Genomic DNA, 20,888 nt, shown 5'->3' on the forward strand with positions numbered 1-20,888 from the left:
TTACAGCCCTGATTTCAAGCTGGCTTCCAGGTATTCGTCGATATCGCCGTCGAGCACCTTGTCGCAGTCGCTGCGTTCGATGTTGGTACGCAGATCCTTGATCCGCGACGCGTCGAGCACATAAGAACGGATCTGGTGACCCCAGCCGATGTCCGACTTGGTGTCTTCCAGCGCCTGGGAAGCGGCGTTGCGCTTCTGCATTTCCTGCTCGTACAACTTGGCCCGCAGCATTTTCATGGCGGTGTCCTTGTTCGCGTGCTGGGAGCGCTCGTTCTGGCAACTGACCACGGTGTTGGTCGGTACGTGGGTAATACGTACGGCCGAGTCGGTGGTGTTTACGTGCTGGCCACCGGCACCGGAGGAGCGGTAGGTGTCGATACGCAGGTCGGCCGGGTTGATCTCGATTTCGACTTTGTCGTCGATCTCTGGCGAAACGAACACGGCCGAGAACGAGGTGTGGCGGCGGTTGCCGGAGTCGAACGGGCTCTTGCGCACCAGACGGTGTACGCCGATCTCGGTACGCAACCAGCCAAAGGCGTATTCACCCTTGATGTGCACGGTAGCGCCTTTGATACCCGCGACTTCGCCGGCCGACAGTTCCATGATGGTCGCGTCGAAACCGCGCTTGTCGGCCCAGCGCAGGTACATGCGCAGCAGGATGTTGGCCCAGTCCTGGGCTTCGGTGCCGCCGGAACCGGCCTGGATGTCCAGGTAGGCGTTGTTCGGGTCCATTTCGTGGCTGAACATGCGGCGGAATTCGAGCTTGGCGAGGTTTTCCTCGAGACGGGCCAGCTCGGCGACGACATCGCCCACTGCGCCTTCGTCGTCTTCTTCGACGGCCATGTCCAGCAGGTCACGGCAATCGGCCAGACCGGTGTTCAGCTCGTCGAGGGTATCGACGATCTGCCCCAGCGCAGCGCGCTCGCGGCCCAGTTCCTGGGCGTATTCAGGTTTGTTCCAGACACTCGGATCTTCAAGCTCGCGATTGACTTCGGTCAGACGCTCATGCTTTTGATCGTAGTCAAAGATACCCCCGAATAGTTTCGGAGCGCTCGGACAGGTCCTTGATGGTGTTAAGGATCGGGTTGATTTCCATGGCGGGCAGCACTCGTTGGCGAACTTTTGAAAGCCGGCGAGTATAACGGCAAACGGGCGGGAGCGGCAGCCCGCTTGGCGAAAAGGCCAGTGTTTACACACGATTCACCGAATAACCGCGATCACATGTGGGGGCTTGCTCCCGATGAGGGCCTGTCAGTTGATGAAGCTGTGCCCGCCTCGAATTACTCGATGCCGACCAGATTGCGCCCGTTGTGCTTGGCGGTATACAAGCCCTTGTCCGCCGCCATGATCAATTTTCGGCAATCGGTGCCCTGCACCGGTGTCATCGTCGACAGCCCGATACTGACGGTCAGGCTCGAGCCTTCAACCGGGGCTATGTGCGGGATCTTCAGCGCGGCCACGGCCATGCGCAGCTTCTCGGCCACCAGACGCGCCCCACCCGGCGAGGTGTTCGGCAACACCAGGGCAAACTCTTCGCCGCCATAGCGCGCCGGCAGGTCCGAGGGGCGACTGCTTGCTCCACGGATGGTGTCGGCGACTTTGCGCAGCGCTTCATCGCCCTCGACGTGGCCGAAGCTGTCGTTGTAGGTCTTGAAGAAGTCCACGTCGATCATCAGCAGCGATAGCTGGGTCTGGTCACGCATGGCGCGGCGCCACTCCAGTTCCAGGTATTCGTCGAAGTGGCGACGGTTCGACAGCCCCGTCAGGCCATCGGAGTTCATCAGCCGTTGCAGCACAAGGTTGGTGTCCAGCAGCTGTTGCTGGCTGACCCGCAGCGCACGATAAGCCGCATCGCGCTGCAACAGGGTCATGTAGGAGCGCGAGTGATAGCGGATACGTGCCACCAGTTCGATGTTGTCCGGCAGTTTGACCAGGTAATCGTTGGCCCCGGCCGAAAACGCCGCGCTCTTGATCAACGGGTCTTCCTTGGTGGAAAGCACGATGATCGGGATGTTCTGCGTGGCCGGGTGGTTGCGGTATTCACGCACCAGGGTCAGGCCGTCGAGGCCCGGCATGACCAGGTCCTGCAGGATAACCGTCGGTTTGATGCGAATGGCCTGGGCAATCGCCTGGTGCGGGTCGGCGCAGAAGTGGAAATCAATATTCTCTTCATGGGCCAGGCCGCGTCGCACGGCTTCGCCGATCATGGCCTGGTCGTCGACCAGCAATACCATGGCGGCGTTTTCGTCAGTCTTGATGCCATCGATCTGTAAATCATTCATGTGCAGTCACCTGAATTACTGCCTGCAAGCCAGCGCTGCCAAAGACCCTGCTCATTGTGCAAAGACCTCCAGCAACCGGGGCGCAATTCTATCCAGTGGGCGAATTTCAACAGCAGCATCAATTGCCGCCGCCGCTTTGGGCATGCCATACACCGCGCAGCTTTGCTGATCCTGGGCGATGGTCAAATATCCTTGTTCCCGCATCAACTTGAGGCCTTGAGCACCGTCGCGGCCCATGCCGGTCAGCAGTACGCCGACCGCATCGCCACTCCAGTAGCTGGCCACGCTTTCGAAAAAAACGTCGATCGACGGCCGGTAAATCTCATTCACCGGCTCGGCGGTGTAGGCCAGCGTTCCGTTTTTGAGTAACCGAATATGGTGGTTGGTACCCGCCAGCAGCACTACCCCGCCTTGCGGCGGTTCGCCTTCACGGGCCAGGCGCACCGGCAACCCGGAGGCACTGCTCAGCCACTCAGCCATGCCGGCGGCGAACACCTGATCCACGTGTTGCACCAGCACAATGGCGGCGCAAAAGTCGCGGGGCAAGCCCTTGAGCAGGATCTCCAGGGCTGCGGGGCCACCGGCCGAGGAGCCGATAGCCACCAGGCTCTGGCGTTTGCCGGTATGGCGCGCCGGCGTGGTTTCGGCCCGTACGCGACTGCCACGCTGGCCGATCAACCAGCCGATATTGAGGATTTTGCGCAGTAACGGCGCCGCCGCATCCTTGGGGTTGCCCACGCCCAGCGCCGGGGTGTCTACCACGTCCAGGGCGCCATGCCCCATGGCTTCGAAGACCCGGCCCATATTGGCCTGGCGGTCGACGGTCACCAGCAGGATCGCGCACGGCGTCTCGGCCATGATCTGTCGCGTGGCCTCCACCCCGTCCATCACCGGCATGATCAGGTCCATCAGGATCAGGTCCGGCGTCAGCTCGGCGCAGCACCGCACCGCTTCCAGGCCATTGGCGGCCACCCACACCAGTTGGTGCGCGGGTTCGAAGCTCAAGGCACGGCGCAACGCCTCTACCGCCAGGGGCATGTCATTGACGATCGCGATCTTCATGCCCGCGCGCCTCCGATCAACTCGACCACGGCATCGAGCAGCGCGTCATCGTGGAAACTGGCCTTGGCCAGGTAGTAATCGGCGCCGGCGTCCAGGCCACGGCGACGATCTTCTTCTCGGTCTTTGTACGACACCACCATCACCGGCAATGATTGCAGGCGAGTATCACGGCGCAAGAGTGTGACCAATTCAATACCGTCCATGCGAGGCATATCAATGTCAGTGATCAAAAGGTCGAAGTCTTCGGAGCGCAAGGCGTTCCAACCGTCCATACCGTCGACCGCCACAGCCACTTCGTAACCACGATTAAGCAGCAATTTACGTTGCAACTCCCGCACGGTGAGCGAGTCGTCCACCACCAGCACGCGTTTGCGCGGCGCCTCGGTGGCCTGCTGGCTGCGCCGGGCGATACGTTCCAGGCGACCGGTGTTGAGCAATTTGTCCACCGAACGCAGCATGTCTTCCACATCGACGATCAGCACCACCGAGCCGTCGTCCAGCAAGGCACCGGCGGAAATATCCTGGACCTTGCCCAAACGCGCATCCAACGGCAACACCACCAGGGTGCGTTCGCCGACAAAACGCTCCACGGCGATACCGTACACCGCATCGCGCTCGCGTATCACCACCACCTTCAAGGTTTGATCATTGTTCTGCCCCGGCGGGCGCTGTAACAACTGGCTGGCGGCGACCAGGCCGACATGCCGGCCTTCGTGCCAGAAATGCTGGCGGCCTTCCAGTTGCACGATGTCTTCGGGGGCCAGGTCGCACATGCGCTCGATGTGCGCCAATGGAAACGCGTAGGCTTCTTCGCCGACTTCCACCACCAGGCTGCGCACCACCGACAAGGTCAGCGGCACCTCCAGATGGAACCGGCTGCCCTGCCCCGCCGTCTGCTCCAGCACCACCGCGCCGCGTAACTGGCGCACCATATGCTGCACCGCGTCCAGCCCGACGCCGCGCCCGGACACTTCGGTGACCTTGTCGCGCAGGCTGAAGCCCGGCAGGAACAGGAACGTCAGCAGTTCCTCTTCGCTCAGGTTCAGCGCCGTTTCCAGGGTCGAAAGGTGGCGATCCACAATGCTGCCGCGCAGGCGCTCCAGGTCGACACCATTGCCATCGTCGCTCAGTTCCAGCACCAGCAACCCGGCCTGGTGGGACGCGCGCAGGCGGATCAGCCCTTCGGCCGGTTTACCCGCCAGCAGGCGCTGTTCAGGGGTTTCGATGCCGTGGTCGACGGCATTGCGGAGCAAATGGGTGAGTGGCGCTTCGAGCTTTTCCAGCACGTCGCGGTCGACCTGGGTTTTTTCGCCTTCGATCTCCAGGCGCACCTGCTTGCCCAGGCTGCGGCCCAGGTCCCGCACCATGCGCGTTTGCCCGGCCAGCACATCGGCAAACGGGCGCATGCGGCACGCCAGTGCGGTGTCGTAGAGCACCTGGGCACGCTGCCCGACCTGCCAGCCGAACTCATCCAGTTCGGCGACTTTTTCCGCCAGCAAGGCCTGGGCTTCGTTCAGCAAGCGGCGGGTATCGGCCAGGGCTTCCTGGGCTTCAAGGTTCAGGGCCAGCGGCTTGAGCTGGCCGTCCAGGACGTCGAGGGCGCGCACGCTCTGGCTTTGAATGCGCTTGAGGCGCTGCATGCCGGCCAGGTAGGGCTTGAGGCGCTGGGTTTCCACCAACGACTTGCTGGACAAGTCCAACAGGCTGTTCAAGCGCTCGGCGGTCACACGCAATACGCGCTCGCCGCCTTCGGTCATGTGTTTGTTCTGGCGTGGCGTGTCGCCGACGACCGGCGACGCAGGCTCCGGGTCCGGCGCCAGCGCTTCAACGACGGGGGCGGGTACGGCGGGCGGCGGCGCGACTTTGGCGGTCGGCTGCGAGGGGTCGAGCAGGCGCTCCATCAGCACCACATAAGCGTCGATATCCGCCGGGCCCAGGCTGTTGCCCGGCGTGGCTATGCGCATCAGCAGGTCGGTGCCTTGCAGCAAGGCGTCGATATGTTCGGGTTGCAGGTACAGGCGGCCTTCCTGGGCACTGACCAGGCAGTCCTCCATCACATGCGACACGCTCACCCCGGCGTCTATGCCGACAATGCGCGCCGCGCCCTTGAGCGAGTGCGCCGCACGCATGCAGGCCTCGAGCTGGTCGGCCTGGGTCGGGTTACGTTCCAGGGCCAGCAGCCCCGCGCTCAGCACCTGGGTCTGCGCATCGGCTTCCAGGCTGAACAGTTCCAGCAGCGAGGCATCGCGCATCTGGTCGGGGGTCATGTGAGGCTCCGAGTCACGGCGGACAACAATTGCGCCTCGTCCAGCCAACGCAGGCTGCGGCCCTTCCACTGCAATACCCCCTGGGTAAAGCGTGCGCTGGCCTGGGCGCCCGAGGCCGACGCGGCGTCCAGGGTGCGCTCGTCGATAGCGTGGATGCCGTCCACTTCATCCACCGGCACCACCACCGGCCCATCCTGCGCGGCGATGATCAACATGCGCGGCATGACTCGCCCACCGCCGGTGCCGTTGCCGGTGGTGTCCAGGCCCAGCAGTTCCGCCAGCGACAGGCACGCCACCAGCGCGCCACGCACATTGGCCACGCCGAGCAGCGCGCGCGAACGCTGGTGCGGCAGCGAGTGGATCGGTTGCAACGGTGCCACTTCCACCAGGCAGCGGGTGGCAATCCCCAGCCATTCTTCGCCGAGGCGAAACATCAGCAAGGAGCGGGTCACGATCTCTTCGTCGACCTTGGCGGCCGTCGGGCGGCGGTCATCCTGCTGCAAGGCATAACGGTCCAGCAAGCGCGTAGCGGCCGCCGAGTAAACCGAGCAATTGCGACAATGGATGTGATCCACCAGCAGCGGGCACGACTTGTCGCCGTGAATACCGATGCGGTTCCAGCAATCGTCGATGGCTTGGGTATCGGCCAGCGTCAGGTCGAGGCCGGCGGTGTCGAGCGCGTCAGGGCTACTCATCGTTTGGACTCACTGTCAGCTCGCTCGCTACGGGCGGCCCGCGCCTGCAAACGGCGCGCCCCCGCGCTGTCGCCCTGGGACTCAAGCAACGCGGCCAGGTGCATCAAGGCCTGCGGATGCTGGGGTTCCAGGTACAAGGCTTTTCGATAATACCCCTGGGCTTGCAGGGCGCTGCCGTCCACATCGCTGAGCAGCCCCAGCCAGTAAAACACCTGGGCGGCCGGCGGGTGGCTGCTCAAATACTGATCGCACGCGGCCCGCGCCTCGGCACTTTTGCCCTCATTGGCCAGGGTGGCGATACGGCTGAGCAAGGTGCTTGCATCGGCGAGCGCCGGCTTGATCGGCACGACGTGCGCGCTGGCGGTGCTGAACGGTCGCGGCTTGACGGGGATGGGTGCCGCACTGCGCGGCGGCAGGGGCATGGGCACAAAGGTTGGCGCAGGCGCCACCGGCTCCGCATGCCGGCTGAACGCGAATGACTGCGGCACGCCAATCGAGCGCATGCCATGGCGCCCCAGCAGGCTGCCCTCGGCCGGGCCGATAAACAGCACCCCGTCCACGTGGGTCAGGCCCTTGAGCACATCGAACACTTGCTGCTGGGTCGGCTGGTCGAAATAGATCAGCAGGTTGCGGCAAAACACGAAGTCATAGCTCGCCTCATGGGCCAGCAGCGCCGGGTCGAGCAGGTTGCCGACTTGCAAGCGCACCTGTTCGCGCACGCGGTCGGCGATGTGGTAACCGTCGCCGCACTCCACAAAATGGCGCTCGCGAAACGCCAAGTCGCCACCGCGAAAGGAGTTCTTGCCGTACACACCCCGTCGCGCGCGCTCCACCGACAGCGGGCTGACGTCCATTCCCTGCACCTTGAACTGGTGCGGCGCCAGGCCCGCATCGAGCAAGGCCATGGCGATCGAATAGGGTTCTTCGCCGGTCGAACACGGCAGGCTGAGGATGCGCAGCGCGCGCATCTGCTTGATCTCAAGCAGGCGCGCCTTGGCCAGTCGGGCCAGGGTTGCAAAGGACTCGGGGTAACGGAAAAACCAGGTTTCGGGGACGATCACCGCTTCGATCAGCGCTTGCTGTTCATCTTCGCTGCTTTGCAGGTGCTGCCAGTACTCGCCTGCGGTCTGCGCCTGCACCGCCTGGCTGCGTTGGCGCACCGCGCGCTCAATGATCGCCTCGCCGACCGATGCGACGTCCAGGCCGATACGTTCTTTCAAGAAGACAAAGAAGCGTGGGTCGTGGCTCATAGGCTCAGCTCGGCAGAAAACAACAAGGCGCGCACTTCATCGGTGAGCAGGTCATTCACGCTGATCCACTGCATCAGGCCCTGCGCGTCTTCGCGCACGGGCCCCAGGTACGGCGCCTGGCGGTTGTCCAGGCCGTAGGGCTGGAACTGCGCCGGGTCGCAACGCAGGGTGTCGGTGGCCTGCTCCAGGATCAGCCCCAGCCAGCGCGCTTCTATCCACGGGTGCGGCTGGTAATTGACCAGCACCAGCCGCGTGCTGGTGCGGGCCTGGGCCGGGGTGCCGAAGGTCAATGCGCTGAGGTCGATCACCGGCACCAGCGCGCCGCGATGGGCAAAGATGCCCGAGACCCACAGCGGTGCATGGGCGATCGGCTTAAGCGGCAGGCGTGGCAGCACTTCGGCCACTTCGGTGGCCTTGAGGGCATACCGTTCACTGCCGATGTGAAACACCAGGAACAACGCCTTTTTCGCTGCCAGGACGGCGCCGCGTTTAGCCGCGAGGTCGCTCATCAGACTTTGAAACGCGAAACGCCGCCGCGCAGGCCCACCGCAACCTGGCTCAGCTCATCAATCGCAAAACTGGCCTGGCGCAGGGACTCCACCGTCTGGCTGCTGGCATCGCCCAGTTGCACCAACGCGTGGTTGATCTGCTCGGCACCGGTGGCCTGGGCCTGCATGCCTTCGTTGACCATCAACACGCGCGGCGCCAGCGCCTGCACCTGGTGGATGATCTGCGAGAGTTGCTCGCCCACCTGCTGCACTTCGAACATGCCACGGCGCACTTCCTCGGAAAACTTGTCCATGCCCATCACCCCGGCGGAGACCGCCGACTGGATCTCGCGCACCATCTGCTCGATGTCGTAGGTGGCCACGGCGGTCTGGTCGGCCAGGCGGCGCACTTCAGTGGCGACCACGGCAAAACCGCGTCCATATTCACCGGCCTTCTCGGCCTCGATGGCCGCGTTGAGCGACAACAGGTTGGTCTGGTCGGCCACCTTGACGATGGTCACCACCACTTGGTTGATGTTGCCGGCCTTCTCGTTGAGGATCGCCAGCTTGGCGTTCACCAAGTCGGCGGCGCCCATCACCGAGTGCATGGTCTCTTCCATGCGGGCCAGGCCCTGCTGGCCGGAACCGGCGGCCACCGAAGCCTGGTCGGCGGCGGTGGACACTTCGGTCATGGTGCGGACCAAGTCTTTGGACGTGGCGGCGATTTCCCGCGAGGTGGCGCCGATTTCGGTGGTGGTGGCAGCGGTTTCAGTGGCCGTGGCCTGCTGCTGCTTGGAGGTGGCGGCAATCTCTGTCACCGAGGTGGTCACCTGTACCGACGAGCGCTGGGCCTGGGACACCAGGGCCGTCAGTTCGGTCATCATGTCGTTGAAGCCGGTTTCCACGGCGCCGAATTCGTCCTTGCGCTCAAGGTTCAGGCGCTTGCTCAGGTCACCGGTCCGCATGACCTCAAGGATTTCGACGATACGCTGCATCGGCGCCATGATTGCGCGCATCAGCAGCAGGCCGCACAGGCCGGCGGCGAAGAGGGCCACGAGCAGCGACAGGAACATGCTGATTTTCGCGGCGGACACCGCATCATCAATGGCGTTGGTCGCACGGTCGGCGACATTCTTGTTTTCGGTAATGATGTCGTTGAGCTTCATCCGGCCTGCGGTCCAGGCCGGAGTCAGTTGCGTGTCGAACTCTTTGCGCGCGGCCGCGATGTCACCGCGCTGCAAGCTTTCTTTCACGGTGGCCAGGCTCTTGTTGTAGAGCTGGTGCAAGGTTTCGAATTTGTCGAACTCGGAACGGTCGTCACCGGCGGCGATGGTTTTCTCGTAGAGCGCCATCTGCTGCAGCATGCGCGTTTCGAAGCTTATGAACTCGGCCTTGTCGGCATCGCTGAGCTTTTTATCTTCGCGCAGGCCCAGAAGTTCCAGGGTATGCAGGTAACTGTCGACCCACGCGCTGCGAATCATCGAACTGAGGTACACCCCCGGCACCGCATCGTCGCGCACCGCGACTTCGCTGGATTCGATCTTCATCAACCGCGAATACGAGACCACAACCATGAGCAGCATGATGGCGATAATGACCGCAAAGCTTGCCAAGATGCGTTGGCGCAAGGTCCAGTTCTTCACAGTAATTCCTCGGAGGGCCATTCAAATGGAGGGCAGTATAGCCGAGCGCAAGCCCTCATAAATCAATGGGTTTGGATGCAGCGCTCGCAAATTGCAAAAACACCCCGGGGTATTGCACCAGACGGGGTGCCTGATATAAGCGCAAAGGCTCAGAGGGTGGCTTGGCGCACTTGCTTTTCCAGCTCCAGTTTCAAACCTGGTTCAAGCTTGAGTTGACGCGCCAATTCGTCCAGATAGGCCTTTTCCATGAAGTTTTCTTCGTCCACCAACATCACGCTGGCGATATACATCTCGGCGGCCATTTCCGGGGTGCCGGCCGCTCGCGCCACGTCGGCCGGGTCCAGCGGTTTGTTCAGTTCGGCGTGCAGCCAGCTTTGCAGTTCGCGGTCATTGTCCAGTTTGGTGAATTCACCCTCGATCAGTGCGCGCTCGCGCTCGTCCACATGCCCGTCGGCTTTTGCCGCGGCCACCAGCGCCTTGAGGATGCCCTGGCTGTGTTGCTCGACCTGGGCCGGTGGCAGGCGGTCAATGGTTTGCGGTTCGCCCCGAGGGGCGCCGCCCTGATTGGCCTGCCAGTTGCCGTAGGCCTTGTAGGCGATCACGCCCAGCGCCGCCAGCCCGCCATAAGTGAGGGCCTTGCCGCCGAATTTGCGCGCCTTTTTGTTGCCCAGCAACAGGCCCATGGCGCCGGCCGCCAAGGCACCGCCACCCGCGCCGCCGAGCAGGCTGCCCAGCCCACCGCTGCCGAGCAAACCGCCCAATGCGCCTTTATCGTCCTGCTTACGTTGGCCGCCAGCTTTGTTTTGCAACATGTCCTGGCCCGATTTGAGCAACTGATCGAGCAATCCACGGGTGTTCATAAAAGCCTCCAGACACTTGGGTTCATAGGACCAATAGGCCACCAGCGTAAAACTAAGTGCCAAAAAACCCCGATCTAGAGTGCTTCCAGATGTAACGCCGGTGCCGTTCGCTAAAATCGATATACACTCGATCAAATCTATAAAAACACCCCACCGGTAATTCCAGCATGATGACCCTGCGTCAAATCCGGCACTTCATTGCCGTGGCCGAGACCGGTTCGATCTCCGCCGCCGCGCAAACCGCGTTCATCTCCCAATCGACCCTGACCCTGGCGATCCAGCAATTGGAGCAGGAAATCGGCGTCAACCTGTTCAACCGCCACGCCAAGGGCATGACGCTGACCCACCAGGGCCACCAGTTCCTGCGCCAGGCGCACCTGATCCTCGCCACCGTCGACAACGCCAAGCGCAGCCTGCAACAGAGCACCGACCAGGTGGCTGGGCAGCTGATCATCGGCGTGACCAGCCTGGTCGCCGGCTATTACCTGGCGGACCTGCTCACCCGTTTCCAGCGTGCCTACCCCAATGTGGAACTCCGCGTGATGGAAGACGAGCGCCCGTATATCGAGCATTTGCTGGTCAGCGGCGAGATCGACGTGGGCGTGCTGATCCTCTCCAACCTGGAAGACCGCCATGCGTTGCAGACCGAAGTGCTGACCCATTCGCCCCACCGCCTGTGGCTGCCGGCGCAACATCCGCTGCTGGAGCACGACAGCATCAACCTCGCCGATGTGGCGCGCGAGCCGCTGATCCAACTGAACGTCGACGAAATGGGCCACAACGCCCAGCGCCTGTGGACCAGCGCAGGGCTGCAACCGCGCGTCACATTGCGCACGGCATCGACGGAAGCCGTGCGTAGCCTGGTTGCCGCAGGCCTGGGCGTGTCGATCCAGCCCGACATGACCTACCGGCCCTGGTCACTGGAGGGCGACATCATTGAAGCGCGGCCCATTGCCGACCTCAGCCAGACCCTCGACGTAGGCCTGGCCTGGCGCCGTGGCACGGCAAGGCCTGCGCTGGTCGACCCATTCCTTACCGTGGCCCGGGAGCAGCCACACCCACGCAAGCCATCTATTTAATCGAATGCTGCATTCAGTATTTAGTATTTGTTGAGCTCGTGCCTGGCCTCTAGTCTCTGTTGATCCCCTAAGAGAAGGTCAGGCGCCTTGTAAGAGAACGCCCATGACCGCACAAGAAAAGAGATCACGAAAAATGTCCGGCGCGCCCACTCCGCTGCTCACTGCGTTGCTGATCGACGGCGAACTGGTCCCTGGCCAAGGGTTTGTCGAGCCGATCCTCAACCCGGCCACCGGCGAAGTGCTCACCCAGATCGCCGAAGCCAGCCCCGAGCAAGTCGAAAGCGCCATCCTGGCCGCCCACCGTGCATTTGCCGGTTGGTCGCGCACCACGCCGCAGCAACGCTCCAACATCCTGCTCGGCATCGCCGATGCCATCGAAAAACAAGCCGACTACCTGGCCCGCCTGGAATCCCTGAACTGCGGCAAGCCGCTGCACCTGGCGCGCCAGGATGACTTGAGTGCCACCGTCGACGTGTTCCGCTTCTTCGCCGGTGCCGTACGTTGCCAAACCGGCCAGCTCAGCGGCGAATACCTGCCGGGCTACACCAGCATGGTGCGGCGCGACCCGATTGGCGTGGTGGCGTCCATCGCCCCATGGAATTACCCGTTGATGATGGCCGCCTGGAAAATCGCCCCGGCACTGGCCGCCGGCAACACCTTAGTGTTCAAGCCGTCGGAGCACACGCCGTTGTCGATCCTCGCCCTGGCGCCGGCCCTGAAGGATTTGTTACCACGCGGGGTGATCAACATCCTGTGTGGCGGCGGGGAAGGCGTCGGCAGCCACTTGGTCAGTCACCCGAAAGTACGCATGGTCTCGCTGACCGGCGATATCGTCACCGGGCAAAAGATCCTCCAGGCCGCCGCCAAGACCCTCAAGCGCACCCATTTGGAACTGGGCGGCAAGGCCCCGGTCATTGTGTGCAACGACGCCGACCTGCAAGCCGTGGTCGAGGGCGTGCGCGCTTACGGTTATTACAACGCTGGCCAGGATTGCACCGCCGCGTGCCGTATTTACGCCCAGGCCGGTATCCACGACACCTTGGTCGCCGAACTGGGCGCAGCGGTCAGCAGCCTGCGTTTTGCCGGCAAGCGCGATGCCGACAATGAACTGGGCCCGCTGATCAGCACGCGCCAGCGCGACCGCGTGGCCAGTTTTGTCGAACGCGCCCTCGGCCAGCCGCATATCGAACGCGTCACCGGTGCCGCCGTGCATTCCGGGGCGGGCTTTTATTACCAGCCGACCTTGCTCGCCGGCTGTAAACAGAATGATGAAATCGTGCAGCGCGAAGTGTTCGGCCCGGTGGTCACCGTGACGCGGTTTGACGAGCTGGAACACGCGGTGGACTGGGCCAACGAGTCCGAATACGGCCTGGCCTCGTCGGTGTGGACGCAAAACCTGGACAAGGCCATGCAAGTGGCGGCGCGTCTGCAATACGGCTGCACCTGGATCAACAGCCATTTCATGCTGGTCAGCGAGATGCCCCACGGCGGCTTGAAGCGCTCGGGGTATGGCAAGGATCTGTCCAGCGATTCGCTACAGGACTACAGCGTGGTGCGCCACATCATGGCTCGCCACGGCCAGCATCTTTAAAACAACAACTACGCTCATGCGTCACCGGTTCAAAACACTGCCCCGACCATAATTAAAGAAGAGGGAACTCCCATGTCCGCGCACAAGACAGCATTACTCAGCGCCTTGACCACCGCGCTGCTGGCCAGCGTCAGCGTTCAGGCCGCCGAACCGCTCAAGGCCGTTGGCGCAGGTGAAGGCCAGTTGGATATCGTCGCCTGGCCCGGCTATATCGAACGCGGCGAAAGCGACAAGGCCTACGACTGGGTCACCGGTTTCGAGAAGGAAACCGGCTGCAAGGTCAACGTGAAAACCGCCGCCACCTCGGACGAAATGGTAAGCCTGATGGCCAAGGGGGGTTACGACCTGGTCACCGCGTCGGGTGACGCATCGCTGCGCTTGATCGCCGGCAAACGGGTGCAACCGATCAACACCGCGTTGATCGCCAACTGGAAAAACATCGACCCGCGCCTCAAGGACGGGCCGTGGTACGTGGTAGGCCAGCAAACCTACGGCACCCCTTACCAATGGGGCCCGAACGTATTGATGTACAACACCAACGTGTTCAAGACCGCGCCCACCAGTTGGGATGTGCTGTTCAAAGCGCAGAACCTGCCGGACGGCAAACCGAACAAGGGTCGCGTGCAGGCCTATGACGGCCCGATCTACATCGCCGATGCGGCGCTGTACCTCAAGTCGACCAAGCCGGAGCTGGGTATCCAGAACCCGTACGAACTGACCGAAACCCAATACAAGGCCGTGCTCGACGTGTTGCGCGCCCAGCAACCGCTGATCCACCGCTACTGGCACGACACCACCGTGCAAATGAGTGACTTCAAAAACGAAGGCGTGGTGGCCTCCAGCGCCTGGCCGTATCAGGTCAACGGCCTGCAAAACGAGAAGCAGCCGATCGCCTCGACCATCCCGAAAGAAGGCGCCACCGGTTGGGCCGACACCACCATGTTGCACAGCGAGGCCAAACACCCCAACTGCGCCTACAAGTGGATGGACTGGTCGCTGCAACCCAAGGTCCAGGGCGATGTAGCCGCCTGGTTCGGCTCGCTGCCGGCGGTGCCCGCAGCGTGTAAAGAGAGCGAACTGCTCGGCGCCGAAGGCTGCAAGACCAACGGGTTCGACCAGTTCGACAAGATCGCCTTCTGGAAAACCCCGCAGGCCGAAGGCGGCAAGTTCGTGCCGTACAGCCGCTGGACCCAGGATTACATCGCGATCATGGGTGGGCGCTGAGGCCCTTCAGACAACATAGGCCCCTGTGGGAGGGGCTTGCTCCCTCCCACACTGACCGTATTCACAGATCTGTTGTTTTTTCAGAAGCCCAGGCCGGGCCGCTGCGACGGCCCATGCTTTTTTGGAGCACCGCACCATGACGCTTGCAGTCCAATTCACCCACGTTTCTCGTCAGTTCGGCGAAGTAAAGGCCGTTGACCGGGTTTGCATCGATATCCAGGACGGCGAGTTCTTTTCCATGCTCGGCCCTTCGGGCTCGGGCAAGACCACCTGCCTGCGCCTGATCGCAGGCTTCGAGCAGCCGAGCGCGGGCTCGATCCGTATTCATGGCGAGGAAGCCGCCGGCTTGCCGCCCTACCAGCGCGACGTCAACACCGTGTTCCAGGATTACGCGCTGTTCCCCCACATGAACGTGCGCGACAACGTGGCCTACGGCCTCAAAGTCAAAGGCGTGGGCAAGGCCGAGCGCCTGAGCCGTGCCGAAGAAACCCTGGCCATGGTGGCCCTGGGCGGCTATGGCGAGCGCAAACCGGTGCAACTCTCCGGCGGCCAACGCCAACGCGTAGCCCTGGCCCGCGCGCTGGTCAATCGCCCGCGGGTGTTGCTGCTCGACGAACCGTTGGGCGCCCTCGACCTCAAGCTGCGCGAACAGATGCAAAGCGAGCTGAAAAAGCTGCAACGGCAATTGGGCATCACGTTTATCTTCGTGACCCACGACCAGACCGAAGCGCTGTCAATGTCCGACCGCGTGGCGGTATTCAACAAAGGCCGCATCGAACAGGTCGACACCCCGCGCAACCTCTATATGAAACCGGCCACCGCGTTCGTGGCGGAGTTTGTCGGCACCTCCAACGTGATTCGCGGCGAGCTGGCCCAACTGCTGAGCGGCAGTGCGCAGGCGTTTTCGATCCGCCCGGAACACGTGCGTTTTGCCGAAGGCCCGCTGGCGGCCGGTGACGTGGAAATCAGCGGTGTGCTCCACGACATCCAGTACCAGGGCAGTGCCACGCGCTACGAGTTGAAACTGGCAAACGGCCAGGCGCTGAACATCAGCCAGGCCAACAACCAGTGGCTCGATACCAGCAGTGCGCATCAGGTCGGCCAGACCATCACCGCACGCTGGGCGCGGCAAGCCATGACGCCGCTGGCCGACAGCACAGGCGAGGTGTGAGATGAGCCTGGCCGTTTCCCGACAACCGCCGCTGCGCAGGTTTTCCAACCTGCTGTACCGCAAGCCCAACCTCTACCTGGCGATGTTGCTGATACCGCCGTTGATCTGGTTCGGCGCGATCTACCTGGGTTCGCTGCTGACCCTGCTCTGGCAAGGTTTCTACACCTTCGACGATTTCACCATGGCGGTCACGCCGGACCTGACCCTGGCCAACTTCGCCGCGCTGTTCCAGCCGTCGAACTTCGACATCATCCTGCGCACCTTGAGCATGGCCATCGTGGTGTCGATCGCCAGCGCGATCGTGGCCTTCCCTATCGCCTACTACATGGCGCGCTACACCACGGGCAAGACCAAGGCGTTTTTCTATATCGCGGTGATGATGCCGATGTGGGCCAGCTATATCGTCAAGGCGTACGCCTGGACCCTGCTGCTGGCCAAGGGCGGCGTGGCGCAGTGGTTCGTGCAGCACCTGGGGCTGGAGCCGCTGTTGCAGTTCGTGCTGGGCATTCCCGGCGTGGGCGGCAGCACCTTGAGCACCTCGCACCTCGGGCGGTTCATGGTGTTTGTGTATATCTGGCTGCCGTTCATGATCCTGCCGATCCAGGCTGCGCTGGAGCGTTTGCCGCCGTCGCTGCTGCAAGCCTCGGCCGACCTGGGCGCCAAGCCGCGCCAGACCTTTATGCAGGTGATTCTGCCGTTGTCGGTGCCAGGGATCGCCGCCGGTTCGATCTTTACGTTTTCACTGACCCTGGGCGATTTCATCGTGCCGCAACTGGTGGGCCCGCCGGGCTACTTTGTCGGCGGCATGGTCTACGCCCAGCAAGGCGCCATCGGCAATATGCCCATGGCCGCGGCGTTCACCCTGGTGCCGATCGTGTTGATCGCCGTGTACCTGTCCATCGTCAAACGCCTGGGGGCCTTCGATGCACTCTGATCAATCATCACTGGGCCTGAAAATCGCAGCCTGGGGCGGCCTGGTGTTTCTGCACTTCCCGATCCTGATCATCTTCCTCTACGCCTTCAATACCGAAGAGGCCGCGTTCAGCTTCCCGCCCCAGGGGTTTACCTTGAAGTGGTTCAGCGTGGCCTTCGCCCGGCCGGATGTGCTGGAAGCGATCAAGCTGTCGCTGCAGATCGCCGCGATTGCCACCCTGATTGCCATGGTGCTCGGCACGCTGGCGTCGGCGGCGTTGTATCGCCGGGAGTTCTTCGGCAAGCAAGGCGTGTCCCTGATGCTGATCCTGCCGATTGCGCTGCCGGGGATCATCACCGGTATCGCCTTGCTGGCCACGTTCAAGACGCTGGGCATCGAGCCTGGAATGTTCACCATCATCGTCGGCCACGCAACGTTCTGCGTGGTGATCGTCTACAACAACGTGATCGCACGGTTGCGCCGTACCTCCCACAGCCTGATCGAAGCCTCGATGGACCTGGGCGCCGACGGCTGGCAGACCTTTCGCTACATCATCATGCCCAACCTGGGCTCGGCGCTGCTGGCCGGCGGCATGCTCGCCTTTGCGCTGTCGTTTGACGAAATCATCGTCACCACCTTCACCGCCGGCCACGAGCGCACCTTGCCGCTTTGGCTGCTCAACCAGCTCAGCCGCCCACGGGACGTGCCGGTGACTAATGTGGTGGCGATGCTGGTGATGCTGGTGACGATGGTCCCGATTCTGGGGGCCTATTACCTGACACGTGGCGGGGAAAGCGTGGCCGGTAGTGGCGGTAAATAACTTGACTGGAGGAATGCGATTCCAATGTGGAAGGGGGCTTGCTCCCGATAGCTGTATTTCAGTCAATACAGGGCTGTCTGATGTACTGCCATCGGGGGCAAGCCCCCTCCCACATTTAGAGCCGGTTTCTTCAGGGAAATAACATTCGTTTGAGGAGAGCTGAACCATGCAAACCAAACTGCTGATCAACGGCCAACTGGTACAAGGCGAAGGCCCGGCCCAGGCCGTATTCAACCCGTCATTGGGCCGGGTGCTGGTGGAAATCAACGAAGCCAGCGAAGCCCAGGTCGACGCCGCCGTGCGTGCCGCCGACGCGGCCTTTGAAAGCTGGTCGCAAACCGCGCCGAAGGACCGTTCGCTGCTGCTGCTGAAACTGGCGGACGCGATCGAAGCCCACGGCGCTGAGCTGGCCAAGCTCGAATCGGACAACTGCGGCAAGCCGTACAACGCCGCACTGAACGACGAGATACCGGCGATTGCCGACGTGTTCCGCTTTTTTGCCGGCGCCAGCCGCTGCATGAGCGGCTCGGCGGGCGGTGAATACCTGCCGGGCCATACGTCGATGATCCGCCGCGATCCGGTGGGCGTGATCGCCTCTATCGCGCCGTGGAACTACCCACTGATGATGGTCGCCTGGAAAATCGCCCCGGCCCTGGCCGCCGGTAATACCGTGGTGCTCAAACCGTCGGAGCAAACCCCGCTGACGGCGTTGCGCATGGTTGAGCTGGCGGCGCGGATTTTTCCGGCTGGCGTGCTCAACCTGGTGTTCGGTCGTGGGCCTACGGTGGGCAGCCCATTGGTCAGCCACCCGAAAGTGCGCATGGTGTCGTTGACCGGCTCCATCGCCACCGGCGCGAATATCATTTCCAGCACCGCTGACGGCGTGAAGCGCATGCACATGGAGCTGGGTGGCAAGGCCCCGGTGATTATTTTCAACGACGCAGACATCGACGCCGCCGTGGAAGGCATCCGCACCTTCGGCTTTTACAACGCCGGCCAGGACTGCACCGCCGCGTGCCGCATTTATGCCCAGGCGGATATCTACGATGCCTTCGTCGAGAAACTCGGCATCGCCGTGTCGAGCATCAAGTACGGCTTGCAGGATGACCCGGCCACCGAGTTGGGCCCGTTGATCACCGCGCAGCACCGGGACCGCGTCGCCGGGTTTGTCGAACGTGCCGTGGCGCAGCCACATATCCGCCTGGTCACGGGTGGCAAGGCCGTGCAAGGCAATGGGTTCTTCTTTGAGCCGACGGTATTGGCCGATGCGCAGCAGGACGACGAGATCGTGCGCCGCGAGGTGTTTGGGCCGGTGGTGTCGGTGACCAAGTTCGCCGACGAAGCCCAGGTGCTGAACTGGGCCAATGATTCGGACTACGGCCTGGCGTCATCCATATGGACCGCCGATGTAGGGCGAGCCCATCGCTTGGCCGCACGCTTGCAGTACGGCTGCACCTGGGTAAATACCCACTTTATGCTCGTCAGCGAAATGCCCCATGGCGGTCAGAAACTGTCGGGGTATGGCAAGGACATGTCCATGTATGGGCTGGAGGACTACACCACCGTTCGCCATGTGATGTTCAAGCACTGAAGCCAATGGGGGAGGGAGCAAGTCCCTCCCCGTTTTTTATCTGCATGATTTCTGGGTAGGGTATTCCCCTCACAGGCTCGGAAACGTCTTGTTTCATATGCACTGCCATCACCCCGCCATCAATCAATTTTCCTTCCCCACCGAACCGCTTAAGCTATCCGGCGTCTGTTTAATGTCCGTTGCGTTTGGCCGAAGGCATGTCCGAACCGTAATTTCTGATCCAGCACGTGCCAGGTACGGCGCGGGATTTGCTCACGACAGGTTGTCTCTATGCATCGCAGGAATTTGCTCAAAGCGTCCATGGCCATTGCGGCTTACACCGGTTTATCGGCCAGCGGCCTGCTGGCCGCGCAGGCTTGGGCGGGTAACCGCGCCGCCGATGGCAAGGCCGTGGCGTTCGACTTCGACACGCTGAAAGCCCAGGCCAAGCAACTCGCCGGGACCGCGTACAAAGACACCAAACAGGTGCTGCCGCCAACCCTGGCGAGCATGACCCCGCAGAATTTCAACGCCATCGGCTACGACGGCAAGCATTCGCTGTGGAAAGAGTTGAACGGCCAACTGGACGTGCAGTTCTTTCACGTCGGCATGGGTTTCAAGACGCCGGTGCGCATGCACAGCGTCGACCCCAAGACCCGTGAAGCGCGGGAGGTGCACTTTCGTCCGTCACTGTTCAACTATGAAAAAACCACCGTCGACACCCAACAGCTGACCGGCGACCTGGGCTTCTCCGGCTTCAAGCTGTTCAAGGCACCGGAACTGGATCGCCATGACGTGCTGTCGTTCCTCGGCGCCAGTTACTTCCGCGCGGTGGATGCCACCGGCCAATACGGCCTGTCGGCACGTGGCCTGGCCATCGACACCTATGCAAAAAAACGCGAGGAATTCCCCGACTTCACGCAGTTCTGGTTCGAAACCCCGGACAAGGACGCCACCCGCTTCGTGGTCTACGCCCTGCTCGACTCGCCGAGCGCCACCGGCGCCTACCGTTTCGATATCGACTGCCAGGCCAGCCAGGTGGTGATGGCCATCGATGCGCATATCAATGCACGTACCACCATCGAACAACTGGGCATCGCACCGATGACCAGCATGTTCAGTTGCGGCACCCATGAGCGTCGGATGTGCGACACCATCCACCCACAGATCCACGACTCGGACCGCTTGGCGATGTGGCGCGGCAATGGCGAGTGGATCTGCCGCCCGCTGAATAACCCGGCCAAGCTGCAGTTCAACACCTTCACCGACAAAGACCCGAAAGGCTTCGGCCTGGTGCAGACCGACCATGAGTTCGCCAGCTACCAGGACACCGTGGACTGGTACAGCAAGCGCCCAAGCCTGTGGGTAGAACCGACCACCGCCTGGGGCGAAGGCTCGATCGACCTGCTGGAAATCCCCACCACCGGCGAGACCCTGGACAATATCGTGGCCTTTTGGACCCCGAAACAGCCGGTGGCCGCCGGTGACTCGCTCAACTATGGCTACAAGCTGTACTGGAGCGCCCTGCCACCGGTGAGCACACCGTTGGCGCAAGTCGATGCAACCCGTTCCGGCATGGGCGGGTTCACCGAAGGCTGGGCGCCGGGCGAACATTACCCCAGCGTGTGGGCACGCCGCTTTGCGGTGGATTTCAAGGGCGGAGGTCTGGAGCGTCTGCCCGCGGGCACCGGGATCGAACCCGTGGTGACCTGCTCCCACGGTGAAGTGAAAGACTTCAGCGTGCTGGTGCTGGACAACATCAAGGGCTACCGCATCCTGTTCGACTGGTACCCGACCAGCGACAGCGTTGAACCGGTGGAGCTGCGCCTGTTTATCCGCACGCAGGACCGCACCTTGAGTGAAACCTGGCTGTATCAGTACTTCCCGCCGGCGCCGGAGCTGCGCAAGTACACCTGATACCCATGTGAGAAGGGCTTGCTCTCAAGAGTGATGTGTCAGTGACAGGTTAGCCG

General features: G+C 62.5%; 17 protein-coding genes. 8 read left to right on the forward strand and 9 right to left on the reverse strand.

Annotated elements, in window-relative coordinates; genetic code table 11:
* From prfB to AB4O23_RS26285, 9 genes are all read right to left on the reverse strand, one after another.
* A protein-coding gene (gene prfB / locus AB4O23_RS26245; protein WP_460061286.1) for a peptide chain release factor 2 occupies window positions 1-1,096 on the reverse strand; the annotation gives its coding sequence in 2 pieces (ribosomal slippage) (window positions 1-1,023 and window positions 1,025-1,096; 1,095 coding nt in all).
* 184 nt (window positions 1,097-1,280) lie between these two features.
* Window positions 1,281-2,282: a diguanylate cyclase gene (locus AB4O23_RS26250; RefSeq protein ID WP_017529741.1), complete on the reverse strand. Its 1,002-nt coding sequence runs from the start codon at window positions 2,280-2,282 to the stop codon at window positions 1,281-1,283.
* A 51-nt stretch (window positions 2,283-2,333) separates the two neighbouring features.
* Entirely contained in the window at window positions 2,334-3,344 is a 1,011-nt protein-coding gene (cheB, locus tag AB4O23_RS26255; RefSeq protein ID WP_017529742.1) for a chemotaxis response regulator protein-glutamate methylesterase, read from the reverse strand.
* Window positions 3,341-5,611 carry a response regulator gene (locus tag AB4O23_RS26260; protein WP_460061289.1) on the reverse strand — a complete coding sequence of 757 codons (2,271 nt, stop codon included), beginning with the start codon at window positions 5,609-5,611 and terminating at the stop codon, window positions 3,341-3,343. Before AB4O23_RS26260 ends, cheB begins: the two co-directional genes overlap by 4 nt.
* Window positions 5,608-6,306, reverse strand: coding sequence for a chemotaxis protein CheW (locus AB4O23_RS26265; RefSeq protein WP_065877180.1), 699 nt, complete (start codon window positions 6,304-6,306; stop codon window positions 5,608-5,610). Before AB4O23_RS26265 ends, AB4O23_RS26260 begins: the two co-directional genes overlap by 4 nt.
* Window positions 6,303-7,556 carry a CheR family methyltransferase gene (locus AB4O23_RS26270; protein ID WP_065877181.1) on the reverse strand — a complete coding sequence of 418 codons (1,254 nt, stop codon included), beginning with the start codon at window positions 7,554-7,556 and terminating at the stop codon, window positions 6,303-6,305. Before AB4O23_RS26270 ends, AB4O23_RS26265 begins: the two co-directional genes overlap by 4 nt.
* Complete coding sequence (locus AB4O23_RS26275; protein ID WP_017529746.1) at window positions 7,553-8,065, reverse strand: chemotaxis protein CheW; 513 nt, start codon at window positions 8,063-8,065, stop codon at window positions 7,553-7,555. The genes AB4O23_RS26270 and AB4O23_RS26275 overlap by 4 nt, the downstream gene beginning before the upstream one ends.
* Complete coding sequence (locus AB4O23_RS26280; protein ID WP_017529747.1) at window positions 8,065-9,687, reverse strand: methyl-accepting chemotaxis protein; 1,623 nt, start codon at window positions 9,685-9,687, stop codon at window positions 8,065-8,067. Before AB4O23_RS26280 ends, AB4O23_RS26275 begins: the two co-directional genes overlap by 1 nt.
* A 149-nt stretch (window positions 9,688-9,836) precedes the next feature.
* Window positions 9,837-10,547, reverse strand: a complete 711-nt coding sequence (locus AB4O23_RS26285; RefSeq protein WP_065877182.1) for a tellurite resistance TerB family protein — start codon at window positions 10,545-10,547, stop codon at window positions 9,837-9,839.
* 167 nt (window positions 10,548-10,714) lie between these two features.
* On the opposite strand from AB4O23_RS26285, the gene AB4O23_RS26290 reads away from it, so the two are divergent.
* From AB4O23_RS26290 to AB4O23_RS26325, 8 genes are all read left to right on the forward strand, one after another.
* Complete coding sequence (locus tag AB4O23_RS26290) at window positions 10,715-11,626, forward strand: LysR family transcriptional regulator (RefSeq protein ID WP_017529749.1); 912 nt, start codon at window positions 10,715-10,717, stop codon at window positions 11,624-11,626.
* Between the two features lie 103 nt (window positions 11,627-11,729).
* Entirely contained in the window at window positions 11,730-13,217 is a 1,488-nt protein-coding gene (locus tag AB4O23_RS26295) for a gamma-aminobutyraldehyde dehydrogenase (protein ID WP_080598170.1), read from the forward strand.
* 72 nt (window positions 13,218-13,289) lie between these two features.
* A complete protein-coding gene (gene ydcS / locus AB4O23_RS26300) occupies window positions 13,290-14,441 on the forward strand; it encodes a putative ABC transporter substrate-binding protein YdcS (RefSeq protein ID WP_065877183.1) in 1,152 nt (383 codons plus the stop codon).
* 136 nt (window positions 14,442-14,577) lie between these two features.
* Window positions 14,578-15,612, forward strand: coding sequence for an ABC transporter ATP-binding protein (locus AB4O23_RS26305; RefSeq protein WP_017529752.1), 1,035 nt, complete (start codon window positions 14,578-14,580; stop codon window positions 15,610-15,612).
* 1 nt (window position 15,613) lies between these two features.
* Complete coding sequence (locus AB4O23_RS26310; protein WP_017529753.1) at window positions 15,614-16,546, forward strand: ABC transporter permease; 933 nt, start codon at window positions 15,614-15,616, stop codon at window positions 16,544-16,546.
* On the forward strand, window positions 16,536-17,345 hold the full coding sequence (locus AB4O23_RS26315; RefSeq protein WP_116078351.1) for an ABC transporter permease: 810 nt from the start codon (window positions 16,536-16,538) through the stop codon (window positions 17,343-17,345). Before AB4O23_RS26310 ends, AB4O23_RS26315 begins: the two co-directional genes overlap by 11 nt.
* 166 nt (window positions 17,346-17,511) lie before the next feature.
* Window positions 17,512-18,936, forward strand: coding sequence for a gamma-aminobutyraldehyde dehydrogenase (locus AB4O23_RS26320; protein WP_137219936.1), 1,425 nt, complete (start codon window positions 17,512-17,514; stop codon window positions 18,934-18,936).
* A 270-nt stretch (window positions 18,937-19,206) separates the two neighbouring features.
* On the forward strand, window positions 19,207-20,832 hold the full coding sequence (locus AB4O23_RS26325; protein WP_065877186.1) for a glucan biosynthesis protein D: 1,626 nt from the start codon (window positions 19,207-19,209) through the stop codon (window positions 20,830-20,832).
* The last annotated feature ends 56 nt before the right edge of the window (window positions 20,833-20,888 follow it).

It is taken from the genome of Pseudomonas sp. H2_A10 (assembly GCF_054680085.1).

Bases quoted from the DNA above. Each gene is read 5' to 3' on its own strand.
- AB4O23_RS26250 (WP_017529741.1), bottom strand. From the start codon at position 2,282: ATGAATGATTTACAGATCGATGGCATCAAGACTGACGAAAACGCCGCC.
- cheB (WP_017529742.1), bottom strand. From the start codon at position 3,344: ATGAAGATCGCGATCGTCAATGACATGCCCCTGGCGGTAGAGGCGTTG.
- AB4O23_RS26260 (WP_460061289.1), bottom strand. From the start codon at position 5,611: ATGACCCCCGACCAGATGCGCGATGCCTCGCTGCTGGAACTGTTCAGC.
- AB4O23_RS26265 (WP_065877180.1), bottom strand. From the start codon at position 6,306: ATGAGTAGCCCTGACGCGCTCGACACCGCCGGCCTCGACCTGACGCTG.
- AB4O23_RS26270 (WP_065877181.1), bottom strand. From the start codon at position 7,556: ATGAGCCACGACCCACGCTTCTTTGTCTTCTTGAAAGAACGTATCGGC.
- AB4O23_RS26275 (WP_017529746.1), bottom strand. From the start codon at position 8,065: ATGAGCGACCTCGCGGCTAAACGCGGCGCCGTCCTGGCAGCGAAAAAG.
- AB4O23_RS26285 (WP_065877182.1), bottom strand. From the start codon at position 10,547: ATGAACACCCGTGGATTGCTCGATCAGTTGCTCAAATCGGGCCAGGAC.
- AB4O23_RS26290 (WP_017529749.1), top strand. From the start codon at position 10,715: ATGATGACCCTGCGTCAAATCCGGCACTTCATTGCCGTGGCCGAGACC.
- AB4O23_RS26295 (WP_080598170.1), top strand. From the start codon at position 11,730: ATGACCGCACAAGAAAAGAGATCACGAAAAATGTCCGGCGCGCCCACT.
- ydcS (WP_065877183.1), top strand. From the start codon at position 13,290: ATGTCCGCGCACAAGACAGCATTACTCAGCGCCTTGACCACCGCGCTG.
- AB4O23_RS26305 (WP_017529752.1), top strand. From the start codon at position 14,578: ATGACGCTTGCAGTCCAATTCACCCACGTTTCTCGTCAGTTCGGCGAA.
- AB4O23_RS26310 (WP_017529753.1), top strand. From the start codon at position 15,614: ATGAGCCTGGCCGTTTCCCGACAACCGCCGCTGCGCAGGTTTTCCAAC.
- AB4O23_RS26315 (WP_116078351.1), top strand. From the start codon at position 16,536: ATGCACTCTGATCAATCATCACTGGGCCTGAAAATCGCAGCCTGGGGC.
- AB4O23_RS26320 (WP_137219936.1), top strand. From the start codon at position 17,512: ATGCAAACCAAACTGCTGATCAACGGCCAACTGGTACAAGGCGAAGGC.
- AB4O23_RS26325 (WP_065877186.1), top strand. From the start codon at position 19,207: ATGCATCGCAGGAATTTGCTCAAAGCGTCCATGGCCATTGCGGCTTAC.